18 protein-coding genes are annotated in these 21,786 nt (G+C 70.8%); 15 read left to right on the forward strand and 3 right to left on the reverse strand.

What is annotated here, in order from left to right; translation table 11 throughout:
• From ACTIFU_RS06565 to ACTIFU_RS06625, 13 genes are all read left to right on the forward strand, one after another.
• Positions 1-445 (forward strand): glutamate ligase domain-containing protein (locus ACTIFU_RS06565; protein ID WP_439577495.1); only part of this gene is annotated, 445 nt, incomplete at its 5' end.
• Positions 445-1,383 carry a UDP-N-acetylmuramate dehydrogenase gene (gene murB / locus ACTIFU_RS06570; RefSeq protein ID WP_439577526.1) on the forward strand — a complete coding sequence of 313 codons (939 nt, stop codon included), beginning with the start codon at positions 445-447 and terminating at the stop codon, positions 1,381-1,383. The genes ACTIFU_RS06565 and murB, both read left to right, overlap by 1 nt.
• Positions 1,380-2,303, forward strand: a complete 924-nt coding sequence (locus ACTIFU_RS06575) for a D-alanine--D-alanine ligase (RefSeq protein ID WP_439577496.1) — start codon at positions 1,380-1,382, stop codon at positions 2,301-2,303. Before murB ends, ACTIFU_RS06575 begins: the two co-directional genes overlap by 4 nt.
• On the forward strand, positions 2,291-3,154 hold the full coding sequence (locus ACTIFU_RS06580; protein WP_439577497.1) for a cell division protein FtsQ/DivIB: 864 nt from the start codon (positions 2,291-2,293) through the stop codon (positions 3,152-3,154). Before ACTIFU_RS06575 ends, ACTIFU_RS06580 begins: the two co-directional genes overlap by 13 nt.
• Positions 3,151-4,464, forward strand: a complete 1,314-nt coding sequence (ftsA, locus tag ACTIFU_RS06585; protein ID WP_439577498.1) for a cell division protein FtsA — start codon at positions 3,151-3,153, stop codon at positions 4,462-4,464. The genes ACTIFU_RS06580 and ftsA overlap by 4 nt, the downstream gene beginning before the upstream one ends.
• Positions 4,465-4,520: 56 nt before the next feature.
• A complete protein-coding gene (gene ftsZ, locus ACTIFU_RS06590) occupies positions 4,521-5,999 on the forward strand; it encodes a cell division protein FtsZ (protein ID WP_439577499.1) in 1,479 nt (492 codons plus the stop codon).
• Between the two features lie 265 nt (positions 6,000-6,264).
• Positions 6,265-7,218, forward strand: coding sequence for a UDP-3-O-acyl-N-acetylglucosamine deacetylase (lpxC, locus tag ACTIFU_RS06595; protein WP_439577500.1), 954 nt, complete (start codon positions 6,265-6,267; stop codon positions 7,216-7,218).
• Between the two features lie 103 nt (positions 7,219-7,321).
• Positions 7,322-8,143, forward strand: a complete 822-nt coding sequence (locus ACTIFU_RS06600) for an outer membrane protein assembly factor BamD (protein WP_439577501.1) — start codon at positions 7,322-7,324, stop codon at positions 8,141-8,143.
• Between the two features lie 25 nt (positions 8,144-8,168).
• Positions 8,169-9,830, forward strand: coding sequence for a DNA repair protein RecN (recN, locus tag ACTIFU_RS06605; protein ID WP_439577502.1), 1,662 nt, complete (start codon positions 8,169-8,171; stop codon positions 9,828-9,830).
• Positions 9,827-10,309 (forward strand): GNAT family N-acetyltransferase, encoded by a 483-nt coding sequence (locus tag ACTIFU_RS06610; RefSeq protein ID WP_439577503.1) that lies wholly within the window; start codon positions 9,827-9,829, stop codon positions 10,307-10,309. Before recN ends, ACTIFU_RS06610 begins: the two co-directional genes overlap by 4 nt.
• Positions 10,306-10,803: a GNAT family N-acetyltransferase gene (locus ACTIFU_RS06615; RefSeq protein WP_439577504.1), complete on the forward strand. Its 498-nt coding sequence runs from the start codon at positions 10,306-10,308 to the stop codon at positions 10,801-10,803. Before ACTIFU_RS06610 ends, ACTIFU_RS06615 begins: the two co-directional genes overlap by 4 nt.
• Complete coding sequence (ligA, locus tag ACTIFU_RS06620) at positions 10,800-13,436, forward strand: NAD-dependent DNA ligase LigA (protein WP_439577505.1); 2,637 nt, start codon at positions 10,800-10,802, stop codon at positions 13,434-13,436. Before ACTIFU_RS06615 ends, ligA begins: the two co-directional genes overlap by 4 nt.
• Complete coding sequence (locus tag ACTIFU_RS06625; RefSeq protein ID WP_439577506.1) at positions 13,436-14,746, forward strand: tetratricopeptide repeat protein; 1,311 nt, start codon at positions 13,436-13,438, stop codon at positions 14,744-14,746. The genes ligA and ACTIFU_RS06625 overlap by 1 nt, the downstream gene beginning before the upstream one ends.
• 1 nt (position 14,747) lies before the next feature.
• Here the strand turns inward: ACTIFU_RS06625 and ACTIFU_RS06630 are convergent, their stop codons facing one another.
• A complete protein-coding gene (locus ACTIFU_RS06630) occupies positions 14,748-16,538 on the reverse strand; it encodes an aminopeptidase P family protein (RefSeq protein ID WP_439577507.1) in 1,791 nt (596 codons plus the stop codon).
• Positions 16,539-16,716: 178 nt separating this feature from the next.
• Between ACTIFU_RS06630 and ACTIFU_RS06635 the strand changes: the two genes are divergently transcribed.
• Positions 16,717-17,088 (forward strand): DUF1127 domain-containing protein, encoded by a 372-nt coding sequence (locus tag ACTIFU_RS06635; RefSeq protein ID WP_439577508.1) that lies wholly within the window; start codon positions 16,717-16,719, stop codon positions 17,086-17,088.
• A 429-nt stretch (positions 17,089-17,517) separates the two neighbouring features.
• Positions 17,518-18,690, forward strand: a complete 1,173-nt coding sequence (locus ACTIFU_RS06640; RefSeq protein WP_439577509.1) for an alpha/beta fold hydrolase — start codon at positions 17,518-17,520, stop codon at positions 18,688-18,690.
• 1 nt (position 18,691) lies between these two features.
• Here the strand turns inward: ACTIFU_RS06640 and ACTIFU_RS06645 are convergent, their stop codons facing one another.
• Positions 18,692-19,561: a 50S ribosomal protein L11 methyltransferase gene (locus tag ACTIFU_RS06645; protein ID WP_439577510.1), complete on the reverse strand. Its 870-nt coding sequence runs from the start codon at positions 19,559-19,561 to the stop codon at positions 18,692-18,694.
• A complete protein-coding gene (locus ACTIFU_RS06650; protein ID WP_439577511.1) occupies positions 19,558-21,774 on the reverse strand; it encodes an ATP-dependent helicase in 2,217 nt (738 codons plus the stop codon). Before ACTIFU_RS06650 ends, ACTIFU_RS06645 begins: the two co-directional genes overlap by 4 nt.
• Positions 21,775-21,786 lie beyond the last annotated feature (12 nt).

Here is a 21,786-nt window from a genome sequence, read left to right on the forward strand (position 1 = left end):
CGTGATCGACGACTACGGCCACCATCCGGTGGAGATCGCCGCGGTGCTGAAGGCCGCACGCCAGGCCGGCGCGCGCGAGGTGATCGCGGTGGTGCAGCCGCATCGCTACACGCGACTCCAGTCGCTGTTCGAGGAGTTCTGCACCTGCATGAACGACGCGGCGACGGTGATCGTCGCCGATGTCTATCCCGCGGGTGAGCAGCCGATCCCAGGCGTGGATCGCGACGCGCTGGTGGAGGGGGTGATCGCGCGCGGGCATCGCAGCGTCGTCGCTCTGCCCGACCCGTCGCAGCTCGCCGAGATGGTGCACGCGATCACCAGGCCGGGCGACTACGTGGTCTGCCTCGGCGCCGGGTCCATCACCAACTGGGCGAATGCGCTGCCGGGCGAACTCGCAGCACTTCAGGCTGCGATTCCGCGCCGCGCCAATGGTGGCAGCGCATGATGCCCGCCGCGCGCCACCCTCACCTGATCGAGCGTCTGCCGCAGGTCCGCGGCCGGCTCGCTGCCGAGGCGCCGATCGGGCCGTTCACCTGGTTCCGCGTCGGCGGACCGGCCGAGGTGCTGTTCCGTCCTGCGGACGAGGTGGATCTCGCGTCGTTCCTCGCCGCACTCGATCCGGCCGTGCCAGTGACGGTGATCGGTGCTGGGTCGAACCTGATCGTGCGTGACAGGGGCGTGCCCGGCGTCGTCGTGCGGCTTGCGCGCGGCTTCGGCGCGATCGCGGTCGAGCCGGACGGCGTGATCGCCGGCGCGGCCGCGCTCGACGTCACGGTCGCCGAGACGGCGGCCGAGGCCGGGCTCGACGGACTCGCCTTCCTGTCCGGCATCCCAGGCAGCGTCGGCGGCGCGGTGGCGATGAACGCGGGCGCCTACGGCAACGAGGTCAAGGACGTGCTCGACTGGGCGGAGATCGTCACGCGCGACGGACAGCGCGTCCGGCTGGACGCGGTCGCGCTCGCCTTCGCCTATCGCAGCGCCCGCCTGCCGCCCGGCGCGATCGTCACGCGCGCGCGCTTGCGCGCCCGCCCGGGCGACCGCGCGACGATCGCGGCCGAGATGGCGCGCATCCGCAGCGCGCGCGAGGCAACCCAGCCGACCCGCGCGCGCACCGGCGGCTCGACCTTCAAGAACCCCGAGGATGCCAAGGCCTGGGAACTGATCGACGCCGCCGGCTGCCGCGGGCTCGCGCGCGGACGTGCGCAGGTGAGCGAGAAGCACTGCAACTTCCTGCTCAACCTGGGCGGCGCGACGGCCGCCGACATCGAGGGGCTCGGCGAGGAGGTGCGAAGGCGCGTGCATGCCGCGACCGGCGTGACGCTGGAGTGGGAGATCCGCCGCATCGGCATCCCGGCAGGCGGGCTCACGGGGGTCGCGCCATGAGCCGCGTCGCAGTGCTCTATGGCGGCATCTCCGCCGAGCGCGAGGTGAGCCTCGCCTCCGGCCAGAAGGTGATCCCGGCGCTGCGCGAGGCCGGGTTCGAGGTGGTCCCGGTCGAGGTGACGCGCGATCTCGGCGCGCTGATCAGCGCGCTCAACGGCGCGCGTCCCGACGTCGCCTTCAACGCGCTGCACGGCCGCTTCGGGGAGGACGGCTGCGTCCAGGGCATCCTGGACTGGCTGGAGATTCCCTACACGCATTCGGGCGTGCGCGCCTCAGCGCTGGCGATGGACAAGGCGGCGGCGAAGTCGATCTTCGCGGCGGCTGGCCTGCCGATCACGCGGCACCTTCTGGTCACGCGCGAGGAGTTCACCGAGGCTCACCCGCTGCCCACGCCCTATGTCGTCAAGCCCGTGAACGAGGGCTCGTCGGTCGGCGTGGAGATCGTGCGCAACGGCGACAACCGCCGCGCCGAGATCGCGCGCAACTGGCGCTACGGCGCGCACGCGATGGCCGAGACCTACATCCCCGGCCGCGAGCTGACGGTCGGCGTGATGGGCGACCGCGCGCTCGCCGTCACCGACATCATCGCCGCGGCCGGGTCCTTCTACGACTACGAGAGCAAGTACGCGACGGGCGGCTCCCGCCACGTGCTGCCCGCGCGCATGCACGCGGATGCCTATGAATCAGCACTCGACATCGCCCTGCGCGCGCATCAGGCGCTGGGCTGCCGCGGTGCGACACGCGCCGATCTCCGCTACGACGACACTGAAGGCGAGCCGGGCCAGCTCGTGCTGCTGGAGGTGAATACCCAGCCCGGGCTGACCCCGACCAGCCTGCTGCCCGAGCAGGCGGCACATCTCGGCATACCCTTCCCCGCGCTCTGCGCCTGGATGGTGGAGCAGGCGCGATGCGGCGCCTGAGCGCACGCACAGAACCGCGTCGCCCAGGCCGGCTGCGGCTCTGGCTCCGCCGTGCGCGCCGGTTCGCACGACCCGCGGTGCTCGCCGCGATCGCGCTCGTGGCGTTCGGCGTCGGCGCGCTGGCCTGGTGGTCGGGCCTGCCGGCGCGGCTCGCCGAGACGGTGCAGGACCGCATCGTTGCCGCCTCGGCGTCCGGCGGGCTGACCGTCGCGCGTGTCACAGTCGAGGGACGGATGAACGCCGACGCGGCGGAGATCCTCGCCGCTTCAGGACTTGCCCAGGGCCAGCCGATGCTTGGCCTCTCGCCGGGTACGATCCGCGCTGGGCTGGAAGCCCTTCCCTGGGTCGAGCGCGCGAGCGTGCAGCGCCGCTTCCCCGGCCACGTGCATCTTGTGATCGAGGAGCGCACGCCCTTCGCGATCTGGCAGAATCGCGGCCGCTTCGCGCTGGTTGACCGGGCCGGGCGCATCATCGTGCGCGACGCGGTTGAACGCTTCGCCGATCTGCCGCTCGTCGTCGGCGAGGGGGCGGCGAGCGAAGCCGGCACCCTGCTGGGCGTCCTGGCGATGTACCCCGAGGTGCTGCGGCGCGTCACCGCGGCGGTGCGCGTGAACCAGCGGCGCTGGAACCTCCGCCTTGTCTCCGGTGCGGACGTGCTGCTGCCGGAAGGACACGAGGCGGCGGCACTCGAACGCCTCGTCGCGCTGCACCAGGAGAACCAGGTGCTCGACCGCCAACTCGTCGCGGTCGATCTGCGCCTGCCCGACCGGATGGTGCTGCGCCCCGCGCCGCTGCCACCCGAGCAGCCCGAGCAGCCGGAGCAGGCGCCGCAGCGGAGGACGCGCGGATGAACGAGATCCCGCGCCGGCCGCTTGGCGGGTTCGAGGCCGCGCCGGTGCAGCCGGCGACTCCCCGCGGGCGCTACCGCGGCCGCTCGGGTCCGATCTCGGTACTCGATGTCGGGTCAAGCAAGATCACCTGCCTGATCGGCCGGGTGGAGAGCGACGGCGCGCTGCGCGTGCTCTCGGTCGGGCATCAGCGCTCGCGCGGCGTGCGCGCGGGCTCCGTGGTCGATCTCGACCAGGCGGAGGCGGCGATCCGTGCCGCGGTCGCCCAAGCCGAGGAGCAGGCGGACCTGCAGGCGCGCGAGCTGATCGTGACGCTCTCCTGCGGCCAGCCGGAGAGCCGCCACTTCAACGTGCAGATGCCGATGCACGGCAACGCGGTGGGTGACAACGAGCTCCGCCGGATCGTCGCCGAGGGCCGCGGTCGCGCCTATGCCGAGGGCCGCGAGGTCGTGCACGCGATCCCGCTCGGCTATGCGGTGGATGGCACATCGGGCGTGCGCGATCCGCGCGGCATGGTGTGCGAGACGCTCGCCGCACGTCTGCACGTGGTGGACGCTGCCGTCGGCACGCTGCGCAACCTCGCCGCCTGCTTCGCGCGCTGCGATCTCGAGATCGAGTCGCTCGTGGCTGCCCCGTTCGCGAGCGGGCTCGCGACCCTGGTCGATGACGAGCGCGAACTCGGCGTCACCGTGGTGGACCTGGGCGGCGGCACCACCAGTCTCGCCGTGTTCGCCGACGGGCATCTCCAGCACACCGACGTCATCCCCGTGGGCGGACACCACGTCACCAACGACGTCGCGCGCGGGCTCTCGACCACCATCGCGCACGCCGAACGGATGAAGACGCTGCACGGCTCCACAGGCGCCTCACCCGAGGACGACCGTGAGCTCCTGCCGGTGCCGCTGGTCGGCGAGGACGACCACGCGATCGCCAAGGTGCCGCGCTCGATGCTGGTCGGCATCATCCGGCCGCGGCTCGAGGAGACCTTCGAGCTCGTGCGCGCGCGGCTCGACGACGCGGGCCTGGGTCGCCTTGCGGGCCGCCGCGTGGTGCTGACCGGCGGCGCCTCGCAGCTGATCGGCGTGCGCGAGCTCGCCGCCCATGTGCTCGACAAGCAGGTCCGGCTTGGCCGCCCGCCCGTGCTGCGCGGCCTGCCCGACAGTGCCGCCGGCCCCGCCTTCGCCGGCCCGGTGGGCCTGCTGATCTGGGCCGCGACCGAAGGCCAGATCGCCCGCGATCTCGCCCCCGCGGGCCATTCCGGGCCGCCGGGCCCGGCCCGGCGCCTGTTCACCTGGCTGCGCGAGAGGCTCTGACCCATGCGCGGCACCCGCAACGCCGAACCCCGACGCGCCACCGAGGAGACCACCCCATGGCCATCACCCTGACCGTTCCACAGCAGGCGATGAACGACTTCCAGCCGCGCATCACCGTGATCGGTGTCGGCGGCGGCGGCTGCAACGCGGTGAACAACATGATCGCCTCGTCGCTCGACGGGGTGGAGTTCATCGTCGCCAACACCGACGCGCAGAGCCTGCTCACCAGCCGCGCGGACCGCAAGATCCAGCTCGGTCCGCACCTGACCCAGGGACTCGGCGCCGGGGGCCGGCCCGAGGTCGGGCGCGGTGCGGCCGAGGAGGCAGTGGAGGAGATTGCGGGGCATCTCTCGGGCGCGCACATGGTGTTCATCACCGCCGGCATGGGGGGCGGCACGGGCACGGGCGCCGCGCCGGTGGTGGCGCGCGTCGCGCGCGAGCGCGGCATCCTCACGGTAGGCGTGGTGACCAAGCCGTTCGAGTTCGAGGGGCTGAAGCGGCGGCGCTCGGCCGATTCCGGCATCGAGGAGCTGCAGCAGTACGTCGATACGCTGATCGTGATCCCGAACCAGAACCTGTTCCGTCTCGCAAACGACAAGACCACCTTCGCCGAGGCGTTCAAGATGGCCGACAACGTCCTCTACATGGGCGTGCGCGGCGTCACCGACCTGATCGTTCATCCGGGCCTCGTCAACCTCGACTTCGCCGACATCCGCTCGGTGATGGCCGAGATGGGCAAGGCGATGATGGGCACCGGCGAGGCTGACGGCGATGACCGCGCGACCCGCTCCGCCGAGAGCGCGATCAGCAATCCTCTGCTCGAGGAGGCCTCGATGAAGGGGGCGAAGGGGGTGCTGATCAACATCACCGGCGGGCCCGACATGACGCTGTTCGAGGTGGACGAGGCGGCGAACCGGATCCGCAAGGAGGTGGGCGACGAGGAGGCGAACATCATCTTCGGCTCCTCGATCGACGAGGACATGGCGGGGCGCATCCGCGTCTCGGTGGTCGCGACCGGGATGGAAGCCGCCGCTGCGGCCCGACCGCGCCCGTCGTTGGTCGCGGTCGCCGGCGCGGCGGTGGCGCGGCCGGTCGCGCCGCCGCCGTCCGCACCGATGGTCGTCCCGCCCGCACAGGTGGTGGTCGGCAACACGGTGATGCAGCCGGAGCCCGCGCCAATCGCCGCCATGGCGACGCCGCCGGCGGAGCCTGTCGCCGCGGTGGAGCCGCCACCCGCAGCCGAGCCGACGCGCACCCTGTTCACACCGCTCGAGGCCGAGCCCCGGCCGCAGCCACCCCCTGCCCCGTCGCCTGCGCCGGCCGGGGCGATCGGGCGCGGGCTGTTTCAGCGGATGACGCGGCTGATGGGCGGCGGCGAGACGGAACCGACGCCGCGGACCGCGCCCTCCGCCCAGCGGGCGGAGCCGATCCTGTCGCCGGTCAGCGAGCCGGTGCCGCGGGCCACACCCCGGCAGGCGCATGCGGACGAGGCAGGGCTCGACATCCCCGCCTTCCTGCGTCGCCAGGCCAACTGACACGGCGCGTATCCCCAGCACCGGCCCGCATGCCCGGACGGCACGCGGGCCGGTTTTTCTTCGTCTGCCGAACGGGTTTCGATCTCGGCCCTGCATGGGCGAAAATGTGGAAAAATCAGGGCATTCGGTGATACACGGAGAAACGAAGGTTGACTTGAGACCCGGGAGTCGGGCGCATACGGTGCGTTCGTGTTGCGGTACGGAAAGACCCGAATCGCGCCTCCCTGGAGACCCATCGGCCGTGCAGATTACCCCGCAGGATTGGATGACCGAGGCCTCGCTGCCCGTGCAGCGTACGCTGAAGGCGCCGATCGGCTGCACCGGCATCGGGCTGCATTCGGGCCGCAAGCTTGCGCTCACCCTGCGCCCGGCGCCCGAGGGCAGTGGCATCGTCGTCGTCCGCACGGGCCTCCCTGGTGGTCCGGTGGCGATTCCGGCCCGCTGGGATCATGTCGTGGACACCCGTCGCTGCACCGTGCTCGGCCTGCCGGGCCGGCAGGACGCAATGGTGGGCACGGTGGAGCATGTGTTGGCGGCACTCGCCGGAAGCGGGATCGACAATGCCGTCATTGAGGTGGACGGGCCGGAGATCCCGGTGATGGACGGCTCGGCCGCACCCTTCGTGTTCCTGATCGAGTGCGCCGGGCCCGCGCTGCAGGATGCCCCGCGCCGTGCGATCGAGATCCTCCGCCCCGTGCGCGTTGAGGATGGCGATGCGTCGATGACGCTGCTGCCCGATGGGTCGCCGTGGCTCGGCCTCGAGATGGAGATCGAGTTCGCCTCGGCCGCGATCCGCCGACAGTCCCGTGCGGTTCGCCTTGCGCCGAACGTGTTCAAGACCGAGCTCGCGCGGGCGCGCACCTTCGGCTTCGCCGAGGAGATCGAGGCGCTGCGCCAGGCCGGGCTTGCCCTCGGCGGCAGCCTCGCGAATGCGATCGTGCTGCGTGGGGCGCGGGTGCTGAACGCAGGCGGGCTGCGCTACGCGGACGAGTTCGTCCGGCACAAGCTGCTCGACACGGTGGGCGATCTGGCGCTCGCGGGCCCGAGGCTGCGCGGCAAGGTGGTGGCGCGCCGTGCAGGACACCGGCTGAACAACCTCGCCCTGCGCGCGTTGTTCGCCGATCCCGCGAACTATCGTGTGGTGGACGCGCTGCCCGGGGCGTCGGTGCGCGACGGTGCCTCCGCCCCGCTCGCCGCCGCGGCGGCAGCACCGGTCTGATCGGACGCCGCACGCGGCCGCAGCTTCGGTCGCGGCGCTCTCGACGCCCCGGCTCTGGTGGTATAAGCGGCAGCCCGTGAGTTCCGGAACGTGCCCCGCGCCGATGCCGCGCCGACGCCCCTTGGCCGTCCTGGCCCTGATCCTGCCGCTCGCGGTGGCCTGCGGTGGGCGCGATGCCGCGGACGATCCGCTGATCACGCGCGACCGGCCCGTGGAGTCGATCTACAACGACGCGGCGGATGCGCTGGAGGGGCGGGAATATGCCCGATCGGTCGCGCTGTTCGACGAAGTGGAGCGCCAGCATCCCTACTCGTCCTGGGCCGTCAACGCCAAGCTGATGGCGGCCTATGCCGAGTACATGCGCAGCAACTACACCGAGGCTATCGGTGCGCTCGACCGATTCATTCGTCTCCATCCCGCCAACCCCAACATCGCCTACGCCTACTACCTGCGGGCGCTGTCGTACTACGAGCAGATCGCCGATGTGGAGCGCGACCAGCGCCTGACCCAGCAGGCGCTCGCAGCGCTGACGGAGGTCGTGAACCGCTTTCCCGATACGCCCTACGGCCGTGACGCGCGGCTGAAGATCGACCTCGCACGTGACCACCTTGCCGGCAAGGAGATGGTGATCGGGCGTTGGTACCAGCGCCAGCGGCTGCACCTGGCGGCGATCAACCGGTTCCGCCGCGTGGTCGAAGAATTCCAGACCACGAACCATGTCGCCGAGGCGCTGCACCGCCTGACCGAATCCTATCTCACGCTGGGGCTCACCGAGGAGGCGCGGCGCACCGCAGCGGTGCTTGGCCACAACTTCCCGGGCTCGCCCTGGTACCAGGACAGCTACGCCCTGCTCGTCCCCGGTGCCGAGCCGGCCGAGCGCGACCGGCCGGGCATGCTCGCGCGGTGGTGGTCGGCGATCTTCTGAGCGCACGCACGGCGGCACGGCACGGATGCTGGTTGCTGTCTCGATCCGCGACGTGGTGCTGATCGACCGCCTCGATCTCTCGCTCGGCCCGGGCCTGACCGTGCTGACCGGCGAGACCGGGGCAGGCAAGTCGATCCTGCTGGACAGTCTCGGACTGGCGCTCGGCGCGCGCGCCGAGGCCGGACTGGTGCGCACGGGCGCGCCACAGGCGGTCGTCACGGCCGCGTTCGAGCCGCCCGCTGGCCACGCCGCCTCAGCCCTGCTTGCCGAGCATGGCCTGCCCATGGAAACGCCACTGACGCTGCGCCGTCTCGTGCAGGCCGACGGCCGCAGCCGCGCCTTCATCAACGACGAGCCGGTGAGCGTCACCTTGCTGCGGCGGCTCGGCGAGACGTTGGTCGAGGTTCAGGGCCAGTTCGCGCAGGTGGGGCTCGCCGATCCCGCGACCCATCTCGGCCTGCTTGACGCCTTTGGCGGGCTCGAACCCGACCGCGCGCGGCTGGCCGGCGCACATGGCGCGTGGCGTGCGGCCGAGCGCGCGCGGGCGGACGCCGAGGCCGCGATCGCGGCCGCGCGGCGCGAGGAGGATTGGCTGCGCCATGCGGTCGCCGAACTGACGAAGCTCGGCCCGGAGCCGGACGAGGAGACGCGGCTGGACGGGACACGGCGGCGGATGCAGCAGAACGAGAAGCGCGCCGAGGCGATCGCCACCGCGCGCGACGAACTGACGCGCCATCGCGGTGTCGCCTTCGCGCTGCGCAACGCCGTGCGCGCGCTGGAGCGGCTCTCGCCGGCTGACGACCTCGCATCGGTGCTCGCCGCGCTCAGCGCAGCGCAGGACAGCGTCGCCGATGCCGAGACGATGCTTGATCGGCTGCTCGCCGATGTCGGCCCCGATCCGCGCGCGCTCGAGGAGGCCGAGGAGCGGCTATTCGCGCTGCGGGCGGCGGCACGCAAGCACCAGACCTCGGTCGCTGAGCTGCCAGCCCTGCTCGCCGAACTGAACGACCGGCTCGCCGCACTCGATGCGGGCGAAGAACGGGTCGGCGGGCTCGCAGCAGCAGCGAAGGCCGCGCGCGAGACCTATCGTGCAGCGGCGCTCGCACTGTCGTCCGCGCGGCGCGAGGCGGCGCAGCGGCTGGACCGCGCGGTGATGAAGGAACTGCCCCCGCTCAGGCTGGAGAAGGCGCGCTTTATCACCGAAATCGCCGCGCGCGACGAGGCCGACTGGGGCACGGACGGCGCCGACCGCGTGCAGTTCCTGGTGGCGATGAATCCGGGCCAGCCGCCCTCGCCGCTGGCCCGCTCGGCCTCCGGCGGCGAGCTCGCGCGGCTGATGCTCGCGCTGAAGGTCGTGCTCGCGCGGGGCAGCACTGTGCCGACGCTGGTGTTCGACGAAGTGGATGCCGGGATCGGTGGCGCGACCGCGGCCGCGGTGGGCGAGCGGCTCGCACGGCTGGCGCGCGGGCTGCAAGTGCTGGTGGTGACGCACTCGCCGCAGGTCGCGGCGAAAGGCGCAGGACACTGGCGGGTCAGCAAGGCCGTGGCGAAGGGCATGACGCTGACGCGGGTCGAGACGCTGGACCCAGCGGCACGGCGTGAGGAGATCGCGCGCATGCTGGCGGGCGAACGCATCACCGAGGCCGCGCGCGCTGCTGCCGCCGATCTGCTCGCAGGGACGTCGTGAGTGCTGTCGCGGTGCGCCGGGCGGGAGCGGCCGACGCGCCCGCGCTGCTGCGGCTCGCGCGCGGCCTCGCGCGCACGCAGGGCGATCCCGACGATCGTACCACGCAGGCGGACCTGCATCGCGCCTGGCTTGACGCCGACGCGCCCGGGCTCGCACTGATCGCCGAGGACCAAACGGGCGCGATCGGCTACATCGCCCTGATGCCGAGCTTCGAGAGCGGCCACGCCAGTCACGGGTACTATGTCTCCGACATCTTCGTGCTTGCGCCCGCCCGCAGGCGCGGCATCGGGGCGTCGCTGCTCGCCGCAGCGGCACGCGTCGCGATCGCAACGGGCCGGACCTCGCTCTGGTGGGTGGCGCAGGACGGCAACGCCGAGGCGCACCGCTTCTATCGCCGCTTCGCCGACATCGAGCAACCCGTGCGCGCCTTCGCCGTCCACGGCGAGCATCTGACGCGACTGGCCGCGAGGTCAGGATGAGCGCTCAGCATGAACGGGTTGCCGTTCGCCCGGCGCGGACCGAGGACGCCGAGGCGGTGGCGGCACTGTTCAACGCGATCAACAGCCTCGGCCGCGACGCGCCGCCCGTGACGATGACCGCCGAGGCGGTACGGCGCGACCTGCTCGCCCCCACCCCATGGGCGGTTCTTCGGGTCGCCACGCTCGACAGCGCGGTCGCGGGCTTCGTCACCGCGAGTCCGACCTACGACTCCGAACGCGCCGCGGGGTGCTTCATGGTGGTCGATCTGTACGTCGCGCCCGAGGCGCGGCGGTACGGCCTTGGCCGCGCGCTGATGGCAGCGATGGCGGCGGAGGCGCAGCGACGCGGCGCGGGCTGCCTGTGGTGGGGCGTGGATGACGGCGACGACGAGGCCTTCGCGTTCTACCGCGCCATCGGCGCCGAGGCGGCGGAGCACTTCACCGGCATGATCCTGATCGATCGCGCCTTCGCGGCACTGGCTGACGCGGCATGAGCACGCTCCGCAGCAAGCCGGTCGAGGCGCTGAGCGAGGACGAGGCGGCGGAGGAGCTCGCGGCCCTCGCCGCCGAGATCGCGCATCACCGCGACCTCTACTACCGCAAGGACGCGCCCGAAATCTCGGACGCCGAGTACGACGCGCTGGAGGCGCGCAACGCCGCGATCGAGGCGCGCTTCCCGGCACTGGTGCGCGCCGACAGCCCCTCCCAGCGCGTCGGCACCGCTCCCTCGGAGGCCTTCGCCAAGGTCCGCCACGGCGAGCCCATGCTCTCGCTCGACAACGTCTTCGACGCGGGCGAGTTCGCCGAATTCTGCGCGCGCATCCGCCGCTTCCTGCGCCTGGCCGCCGACGAGAGGCTGCGTTTCGTCGCCGAGCCGAAGATCGACGGGCTGTCGATCAGCCTTACTTACGAGGACGGCGTGTTCGTGCGCGGCGCGACGCGCGGCGACGGCGTCGAGGGCGAGGACGTCACCGCCAATCTGCGCACGATCGCCGACCTGCCGCAGCGCCTGGCGGGCACGTTCCCGGCGCGTATCGAGGTACGCGGCGAGGTCTACATGGAGAAAGCCGACTTCCTCGCCTTCCGCGACGCCCAGGCGAACGCCGCCGCCGAGCGGGAAGCCCGCCGCGCGCGCGGCGAGAAGCTCGGCGAGGCGGTGGTGATCCCGGCCAATCCGCGCAACGCCGCCGCCGGCTCGGTGCGCCAGCTCGATCCGCGCGTCACCGCCGCGCGGCCGCTGCGTCTGATCGCCTATGCGATGGGCGCGGCGAGCGAGGCGCCGGCGGAGACGCACTGGGAGTATCTGGCGCGGCTGAAGGCGTGGGGCTTCCGCACCAACCCGATCTCGCGCCTGGTCGCGAGCGAGGCGGAGGCGGCCGCGTTCCAGGCCGAGATGGCGGAGCGGCGGGCGAGCCTCGCCTACGACATCGACGGCGTGGTCTACAAGCTCGACCGGCTGGACTGGCAGGCACGTCTCGGCTTCGTCGGCCGCGCGCCGCGCTGGGCGGTGGCGTGGAAGTTCCCGGCCGAGCAGGCGACCACCAGGCTGCTGGCGATCGAGATCCAGGTCGGCCGCACCGGCGCGCTGACGCCGCGCGCGGTGATGGAGCCGGTGAATGTCGGCGGCGTGGTGGTGCGTCACGCCACGCTGCACAACGAGGACGAGATCGCGCGCAAGGACATCCGCGTCGGCGACACGGTGATCATCCAGCGCGCCGGCGATGTGATCCCGCAGATCGTCGGCGTCGTGAAGGAGAAGCGGCCGAAGGACGCCGTTCCGTTCGTGTTCCCGACGCACTGCCCAGTCTGCGGGAGTCCTGCATTGCGTGCGATCGATTCTCGAACTGGGAAGCAAGACGTCGTCCGCAGATGTACTGGTGGCCTGACTTGTGATGCTCAACGACTAGAATCTATCATTCATTTTGTTCGACGGGATGCGTTGAACATCGAAGGTCTTGGCGAAAGGCAAATAGCTCTTTTTTACGAGAACGGTCTCATCATGGACATTTCTGATATCTTCGAACTTTGGAGGGCCGAGAAGGAAAGCACGAATCCTATCAGCACGTGGAAAGGATATGGTCCCGCCTCCGTTACAAAATTGCTTGGCGCAATAGAATCTCGACGCCAAGTTCAATTCGACAAATTTCTCGCAGCCTTGGGCATACCAGAAATTGGTGAACAACTATCGAAGAATGTGGCAATGAAGTTCGAAAATATCGTTAATCTTCTAGATACAATAGACAGCATACATAGGATGCGCTCTTCCCTGTGGATCAAATCCCTGCGCTACGCATCCGATCATCTTGCAATGATGATCGGCGATTTCACCTGGAGTATAGAAATTCTCGAACATGAGTGGGAAGAGGCAAGTATGCTTTTTCGTACCGCGTACATGCGCGAGCGTTACGCTGGAAGGCACTTTATAGACGTTCGGGGCATCGGTCCTAAGAAAAGTAGCGACCTGACACGCTGGTCGGCCTTGAAAAAGACTTCCAGCACCTTGCGTCAGATCGACTCGATTCCACTCTCTTCGAAGCAGAAGAGCGCTCTTTTGGATGCATTTCACTCCTACGAGGGCCTTGCGCTTGAGCTAGAGCGAGCATGTGCTGAAGCCCATGAGGGCTGGACGGATTTTCTGAAGGAGTTCATCACGAGATTCGCGATCAAATATGACAACATACCGGAAGATTTCAATTGGGTACGGATAAGCGCTTCCTTTGAGTCTTTTTTCGACGATGAGGAAGGACTTCTTATTCCTCTATTTAGCATCCAAGATTTCGGCGTAAGGCGCGCTTTCTCCTTACTCCAATTTCTTACTAATTCTGGCAATCGTGGAATCGTCGATCGCCTGCTGAATCAAATCAAGGTGTTGCCCTTCGCGAAGCCTCATAGCAGTTCGCTATCGGGAAAGACTGTCGCATTCACCGGAACTCTATCCACTATGACAAGGCCGGCGGCCAAGGCCACGACCGAGGCCCTTGGTGCACGAGTCACGAACAGCGTGTCCACGAATACTGATTTCGTAGTTGTAGGAACAGATGCGGGGTCGAAGGCCGAGAAGGCTCGTGAACTCGGAATTCCGATGATCACTGAGGCCGAGTGGCGGCAGTTGGTGGGGCTCGACTGATGGCGCACGACGCAACCGGCTACGCCGCCTCGGGCGATCCGGCCTCGATGGCCGCGCTCGATGCGTTCGCCGAGGACGTCCTCGGCTACCGCGCCGAGATCGGCCGGATCGTGCAGGCGGCCGAGGCCGATCCCTCCTGCGCGCTCGCCAATGCCTGGGCGGCGGCGCTCTGGATGCTGACCGAGACGCAGAAGGGCCGCGCACGGGCCGGGCGCTATCTCGCGCGCGCCGAGGCGACGGCCGCGACCGAGCGCGAGCGCCTCGCGATCGCTGCCGCGCGCGCCTGGGAAGCGGGCGACAGCGCGACCGCGCTCGCGGCCTGCGAGCAGAGCGCACGCGACTTCCCGCGCGATCTCGTCGCGGTGAAGTTCGGCACCTATCACGCGCTGAACCGCGGCGACTCGCTCGCCCTCCTGCGCCTGCCCGCGCTCGCGGCCGAGGCCAACCGCGAGGTCGCCTCTCTGCACGGTATGCTCGCCTTCGGCCACGAGCAGTGCCACGCGCTCGCCGAGGCCGAGGCGAGCGCGCGCCGGGCGATGGAGCTCCGCGCGGACGAGGCCTGGGCGCATCACGCGCTCGCGCATGTGCTGCTGACGACCGACCGCGCCGACGAGGGGATTGACACCTTCCGCGACCTCGCGCCGTACTGGGAGGGGCGCAACCCGTTCATCGTCACGCACAACTGGTGGCACTACTGCCTGTTCCTGCTCGACCGCGACCGCGCGGACGAGGCGCTGACGCTCTACGACGCGCGCGTCTGGGCGCTCGAGACATCGTGGGGGCAGATCCAGGCCGGCGCGGTGGCGCTGCTCGCGCGGCTGGAGCTGCTCGGCGTCGATGTCGGGGAGCGTTGGTCCGCGCTCGCGCCGCATCTCGCCACGCCGGCGCAGCGTCATGTCGAGCCGTTCATCGACCTGCATCTGGTGTACGGCCTCGCGCGCGCCGAGCACCCTGCCGCCGCCGAGGTGCTGGACGGCATCGCCGCGACCGCCGCCGCAGCCCATCCGGCGGCTCGTGCCGCCTGGGCCGAGGTCGCGCTGCCGGCGGCACGCGCCCTCGCTGCGCATGCGCGCGGCGACGCCGAAACCTGCGTGCGCGACCTCTCGCCCACCCTGCCGCGGATGCACGAGATCGGCGGCAGCCACGCCCAGCGCGACCTGTTCGACCAGATCCTCATCGACGCGCTGCTGCGCAGCGGCCGGCTCGCGCAGGCGCAGCGCATGCTCGCGCTGCGTCATGCGCTCAACCCGCGCGTGCCGGCGACGAAACGGCTGCTCGACCGCGTGCTGGCGGCAGCGGGCGTCGTCTGATCTACAGCGGCCGGCAGGCAGCCGCGAGCCACATCCGCTCCGCCGGGTCGAGCAGCGGGCCCACCTCGTGGACGACGCGGGCGTGGTAGGTGTCGAGCCAGGACCGCTCCGCAGGCGAGAGCAGCGCGGGATCGATCAGCCGCCGGTCGAACGGCGCGAGCGTGAGCGTCTCGAAGCCGAGGAACGGCTTGGCCGCGCCCTCGAACGGCGCCTCCACCACGAGCAGCAGGTTCTCGAGCCGGATGCCCCAGCGCCCCGGCGCGTAGAATCCGGGCTCGTTCGAGAGGATCATTCCGGGCGCGAGCGGGATCGGCCGTGCGGCACGCGAAAGCCCTGTCGGTCCCTCATGCACGGACAGATACGACCCGACCCCGTGGCCGGTGCCGTGGTCGTAGTCGAGCCCGACATCCCAGAGCGCGCGCCGCGCCATCGTCTCCACATGCGGGCCGGCGACACCTCTTGGCCAGCGCAGGGTCGCGATCGCGATATGGCCCTTGAGCACGCGCGTGAAGCGGTCGCGAATCTCCTGGACATCAGCCGGGGCGTCGCCGATCGGCACGGTACGCGTCACATCCGTCGTGCCGTCGAGGTACTGCGCGCCGCTGTCGCTCAGATAGAGGTCGCCGGAGACGATGCGGCGATTGGTCGCCGCCGTCGCGCGGTAGTGGATGATCGCGCCGTTCGGCCCTGAGCCGCTGATCGCGGGGAAGCTCTCGCCGCGGAACCGCTCGCCCTCGGCGCGCAAGGCGAGCAGCCGCTCGGCAGCCTCGATCTCGGTGTACTGGCCGGTCGGCCCCTCGCGGTCGAGCCAGGCGAGGAAGCGGCACACCGCCACCGCATCGCGCCGATGGGCGGCGCGCGCGCCGGCCTGCTCGACGGTGTTCTTGGTCGCCTTCGGCAACGCCACCGGATCGGGCTCGGCGAGCACGCGCGCGCCCGCCGCGCGCAACCGGCCGGCGAACCAGACCGGCGCGGTGCGGGGATCGACCAGCACCGCCTCGCGCGCCGCGGCCAGCCGGTCGAGCGCCGGGGCGAGTGCGGCGCGCGGCTCGATCGCCACACCATTGCCGAGCTGCGCCCGCGTTGCCGGGTCGATCCGCGCCGGGTCGAGGAACAGGCTCACCTGCCCATCGGCGCGCAGGATCGCGAAGGCGAGCGCCACCGGGTTGTAGGGCACGTCATCGCCGCGGATGTTGAGCAGCCAGGCGATGCTCTCGGGCGCGGTCAGCACGGCCGCCGCCGCCCCGGCCTTGGCTACCGCCTCGCCGATGCGCACCCGCTTGGCGGAGGACTCCTCGCCCGAGAACACGGCCGGATGCGGCGCGACCTGGCCCGCCGGCGGGCCCGGCCGGCCGGTCCAGACCTCGTCCACCGGATTGGGCTCGACCGGCACCAGTGCCGCCCCGGCCGCCTCGACCGCGCGGCGGAGCTTCGCCAGCGCCTCCTCGGCGTGCAGCCAGGGGTCGAAGCCGAGCCGGTCGCCGGGACGCAGCGCCTCGGCGAGCCACGCCTCGGCCGGCTCCTCGATTGAGTGGCGGATCGCGTAGCGCGCGGCGTCGACCTCGGCGCGGACCTGAAGCTGGTAGCGCCCGTCGGTGAAGATGGCCGCGCGCTCGCTGAGCACGATCGCAAGCCCGGCCGAGCCGGTGAAGCCGGTCAGCCAGCGCAGCCGATCTGCCGAGGCCGGGATGTACTCGTTCAGATGCTCGTCCGCCCGCGGGACCAGCAGGCCGGTAAGGTCGCGGCGCTTGAGGGCGGCGCGGAGTTCGGTCAGGCGACGCTCGGGTTTCACTTGTATTTCATAGCTCCTAAAGATTCATGCGCTCAACGCATGACGGACCACGGATGTTCCCGCGTGTTGCACGTGATGAGACAGCCTATGTTGCACCTGCGAAGAGCGAGGAACACAGCCGACGGCGCGAAGGCCCGAGGCCGGGAGTGGACCTCCGACGCACACAGGACGCAAGACGATGGATGCCCGCATCACGAAGGAGGAGACCGCCCTCCTGATGACCCTCAACCTCAGCCGCCATGCCCAGCAGGTGGAAGAGATCCGGCTCGCGGCGATCCGCGCGCGTGACGAGGCGATCGGCCGCGCCATCCGCGACGCCGTGACCGGCTTCTTCCGCGCGCTGCGCAGCATCGCGACCTTCATCATCACCTACCCGGAGCGCCGGGCGGTGTTCGAGCACCTCAACGCGCTGTCGGACCGCGAGCTCGCCGATATCGGGCTGACCCGCGGCGACCTCGCCCGCGTGTTCGACGCCGATTTCGCCAAGACGCGCGAGCTGGCGGCCAAGCCGGCGACCGGCACGGCGATGCCGATGACGGCAGCTAACTGAACCGTCGGGGGGGCAACGGCTGCGTGAGCGCAGACGGGCGGGCCGAGGATGGGGGGGGGGGGCCGGCAAGGGCCCCGCCCTCATCGTTTCAGACGTATTTGAGGTAGGCCCACTGGCCAGGCCACGCCGGCTCCGCCGGGCGCGCCCCGTCGCACGGTCCGGGTGCCTGCGCGACTTGGCAGGTGGTGGTGCTGCCCGCGGGCGGCGGCCGTGCGGCGGTATCGCGTCGCTCGGGCTCGCGGTTGCCGGACATGCACTTGAAACGCTCAGCGGCGACACTCCAGATCATGGCGGCCATCCTCCTCTGCCAGCGGGACTGTTCCCTGGCCGTGGAGCCTGCCGCTGTCCTGGCTGCCGCACCTTGCCGTGGCCTTGAAAATTGCTTGCCGGAGCGGTGATTCTGGCGCCGGGAGAACGCGCGGGGTCGCAATGCGCTATCTCTTCGACTGCTGCGAACTTGATGTCGATACGCATGAGCTGCGCCGCGCCGGCGCCGTGCAGCCGGTCCAGCCGCAGGTGTTCGATCTGTTGCGCCACCTGGTCAGCAACCCCGACCGGCTGATCACGCGCGATGAGCTGATCGAGCAAATTTGGGGCGGCCGGATCGTCTCCGAAGCCGCGATCGACTCACGCATCAACGCCGCGCGAAGGGCCGTGGGCGACGACGGCGTGCGCCAGAGCGTGATCCGTACGGTCGCGCGGCGCGGCATCCGGTTCGTCGCAACCGTACAGCGCGAGGGGGGAGCGGCACCCGCCCAGGCGCCGGTCCAGACGGTCCGGTGCTGCCGTTCGACGGACGGGACGCGCCTCGCCTACGCGCTTTCCGGCACCGGCCCGGCCCTGCTGCGTGCCGGGCACTGGCTGACCCATCTCGAGCACGATTGGCGCAGCCCGATCTGGCAACCTGTCCTGGAGACGCTCGGCCGCTCCGCGACCGTCATCCGCTACGACCAGCGCGGCACCGGGCTTTCCAAGCATCCCGTCGAGGTTTTCGGCCTTGATGCCTTCGTTGCCGATCTCGGCGCGGTGGCCGATGCGGTCGGCCTTGACCGCTTCCCGATCTACGCCACGTCGCAGGGCGTGCCGGTCGCGATCGAGTATGCCGCGCGCCACCCCGAACGGGTCAGCGGACTGATCCTGCATGGCGGCTTCGCGAAGGGACGGCTCTTGCGGTCCGAGATCGAGCGTGCCCAGGGCGAGGCCTACATCACGCTGATGCGCCACGGCTGGGCCGAAGAGGGGTCGCAGTTCCTCCAGGCCTTCGCCTCCATCTTCATCCCCGACGGCACGCCCGAGCAGATCCGTTCGCTGGTGGAGTTGCAGCGGATCTCGACGAATGCGGAGACCGCCGTGCGCCTGCGCCGCACCTTCGACAGCCTCGACGTCACGCATCGCCTGGCGGAGGTGGCAACGCCGGCGTTGGTGATCCACGGCCGCAACGACGGCGTGCATCCGCTGGCGCAGAGCATGGAGATCGCCGCGACGCTGCCGAATGCCGAGCTCGTGGTGCTGGAGACGCGCAACCACGTCATCCCGACGCACGATCCGGTCTGGCCGGAGTTTCTTGCGGCCGTGCAGCGGTTCCTCGCCGGCCTGAGCTGAGTCAGGGCCTGCGCAGCACCAGCGTCGCCCAGGTGTTCACGACCAACCGCCGCTCCAGCACCATGCCGGTGCGGCGATGGGCCACCTCGACCATGCGCGCCTGCGCCGGATGGAAGCCCGAGAGCACTGCGCGCCCGCCGCGGCGCAGGTTGCGCGCGGTCGCGGCCGCCATCGCGCAGAGCGGGCGGGCGAAGATGTTGGCGAAGGCGAGCGCATAGGGTGCGCGGCGGCGGATCCCGGGTGCACGCCAGGCATCGCCGGGCACGAGAGCCACGAGGCGATGCAGCCGGTTCATGCGCGCGTTCTCCGCCGCGACGCGCGCCGCCCAGGGATCGAGCTCGACACCGATCGCGCGCACGCGCCAGAGCGCCGCGGCCGCCAGCGCGAGCACGCCCGAGCCGGTGCCGATATCGGCGACCGGGGAACAGCGGCGCAGCTCCTCCAGCGCGATCAGGCAACCGCGCGTGGTCGCGTGCTCGCCCGAGCCGAAGGCGAGCCCAGCGTCGATCGTCAGAGCGATCCGGCCGGGCAGCGTCGCGGTCGCGTCGTGCGTGCCGCGGATCAGGAAGCGCCGGCCGATCGGCTGAGGCGGAAACGCCTCGCGCGTGCGCGCAAGCCAGCCCTCGGCTTCGACCTCGCCGGTCATGACCTCCGGGGCATCGATCCCCGACACGGACGCGGCGAGCACGAGTGCGGTGTCGAGCGCCACCCGGCGGGCGGGGTCGCGCAGGATGCCCTCGACCGACCAGGTGCCGTAGGTCTCGTCGAGGTGCAGGAACGAGACCGCCTCGCACACGGTCTCGAAGGCAGCGACGACGGCCGGCACGGCGCGTTCCGGTACCACGACGGACAGCCGCGGCAGGACGCTCACGCCTTCTCCACGAAGCGGTCGAGGATACGCTTCACGCCCGTCGGGAAGGCGACGTCGAGCTTGTCGTCGTCCACGCCCTCCACCGTGCCGTAGCCGAACTTCTGGTGGAACACGCGATCGCCAGGCGCGAAGCGCTCGCTCCGTTCCGGGCGCGGCGCGACCTCCCAGGCGCCGGCCTCGATGACGCGGCCGCGCCGCGCGCCGCCGAACCCGACCGCGGGAAACATCGAGGACGCGGCGTCGGTCGCGCGCATCGCAACCGACGGCGCGGTCGCGCGCGACACGTGCTCCTCGGGCAGCTCGGCGAGGAACCGCGACGGAATGCAGGACTGCCAGTTCGCGTAGATGCGCCGGTTGGCGGCCCAGGAGACGATCGCGCGGCGGCGCGCGCGCGTGAGCCCCACATAGGCGAGCCGCCGCTCCTCCTCGAGCGCCTTCGCCCCTCCCTCGTCGAGCGCCCGCTGGTTCGGGAACAGCCCCTCCTCCCAGCCGGGCAGGAACACGGTGTCGAACTCGAGCCCCTTGGCGGCGTGCAGCGTCATCAGCGAGACGCGGTCGCCCTCAGCCGCCTCGTCGTTCTCCATCACCAGGGCGACGTGTTCGAGGAAGCCCGCGAGGGTCTCGAAATCGGCGATCGCGCGCACGAGTTCGCGCAGGTTGTCGAGCCGCCCCGGCGCCTCGGGCGAGCGGTCCTGGCGCCACATGTCCGTGTAGCCGGACTCGTCGAGCATTGCCGCGACGGTGGCGACATGGCCCTCGCGGTCGAGCATCGCGCGCCAGCGCGCGAAGTCGCGCAGAACTCCTGCCAGCGCAGCGCGTGGCCGGCCCTTGAGCGCATCGGACTGCGTCACGCGCTCGGCGGCGCGTGCCAGCGGCACAGCGTCGCGCCGCGCAGTCTCGTGCAGCACGCGCAGCGCGGCGTCGCCGAGGCCGCGTTTCGGCACATTGACGATGCGCTCGAAGGCGAGATCGTCGGACGGCTGGTGCAGCACGCGCATATACGCCATCGCGTCGCGGATCTCGGCGCGCTCGTAGAAGCGCAATCCGCCGATCACGCGGTACGGGATGCTGAGCGTGATCATGCGCTCCTCGAAGGCACGGGTCTGGAAACCCGCGCGCACCAGGATCGCGGTCTCGGCCAGCGCATGCCCGTCACGCCGCAGCGCCTGGATCCGGGACCCGATCGCGCGCGCCTCCTCCTCACTGTCCCAGAGCGCGTGCACCTCGACCTTCTCGCCCTCGCTGCTCGTCCCGGCCGGGCGCAGCGTCTTGCCGAGCCGTCCCTCGTTGTGCGCGATCAGACCGGAGGCGGCGGCCAGGATCGGCGCGGTGGAGCGGTAGTTGCGCTCGAGCCGGACGATCCTGGCGCCCGGAAAGTCGCGCTCGAAGCGGAGGATGTTCTCGATCTCGGCGCCGCGCCACGAGTAGATCGACTGGTCGTCGTCGCCCACGCAGCAGATGTTGCGGTGCTGCTGCGCGAGCAGCCGTAGCCAGAGATACTGGATCAGGTTGGTGTCCTGGTATTCGTCCACCAGGATGTAGCGGAAGCGGGCGTGCGCCTCCGCCAGCACGTCCGGCTCGCGCTTGAGCAGCTCCGTGACGTGCAGCAGCAGGTCGCCGAAATCGGCGGCGTTCAGCTCCACGAGGCGGCGCTGATAGGCGGCGTAGAGGTCGCGCCCGCGCCCGCTCGCGTAGTCGCTGTCCTCGGCTTGGGTGATGGCGGCGGGGACGAGCGCGCGGTCCTTCCAGCGCTGGATCCCGGCCATCATCCCCTGCGCCGGCCAGCGCTTCAGGTCGATCCGCTCGGCCTCCATCACCTGCTTGAGGAGCCGCAACTGGTCGTCGGTGTCGAGGATGGTGAAGGTCGACCGCAGCCCGACCCGTTCCGCATGCCGGCGCAGCATGCGCGCGCAGAGCGAATGGAAGGTGCCGAGCCAGAGCCCCTCGACGGGGCGGCCGATCATCGCGGCGATGCGCTCGCGCATCTCGCGCGCGGCCTTGTTGGTGAAGGTGACGCCGAGCACCTGACCCGGATGGGCGCGGCCGGTGAGCAGCAGATGCGCGAACCGCGTGGTCAGGACGCGGGTCTTGCCGGTGCCGGCGCCGGCGAGCACGAGCAGCGGGCCATCGAGGGTCTCGACGGCCTCGCGCTGTTCCGGGTTCAGCCGCGCGAGATAGGGATAAGGCTCGGGGATGGCCGGGTGGCCGGTCATGGGCTCAGTGTG

It is taken from the genome of Elioraea sp. (assembly GCF_051860475.1).
In the GTDB taxonomy this organism is placed as follows: Bacteria; Pseudomonadota; Alphaproteobacteria; order Acetobacterales; family Acetobacteraceae; genus Elioraea.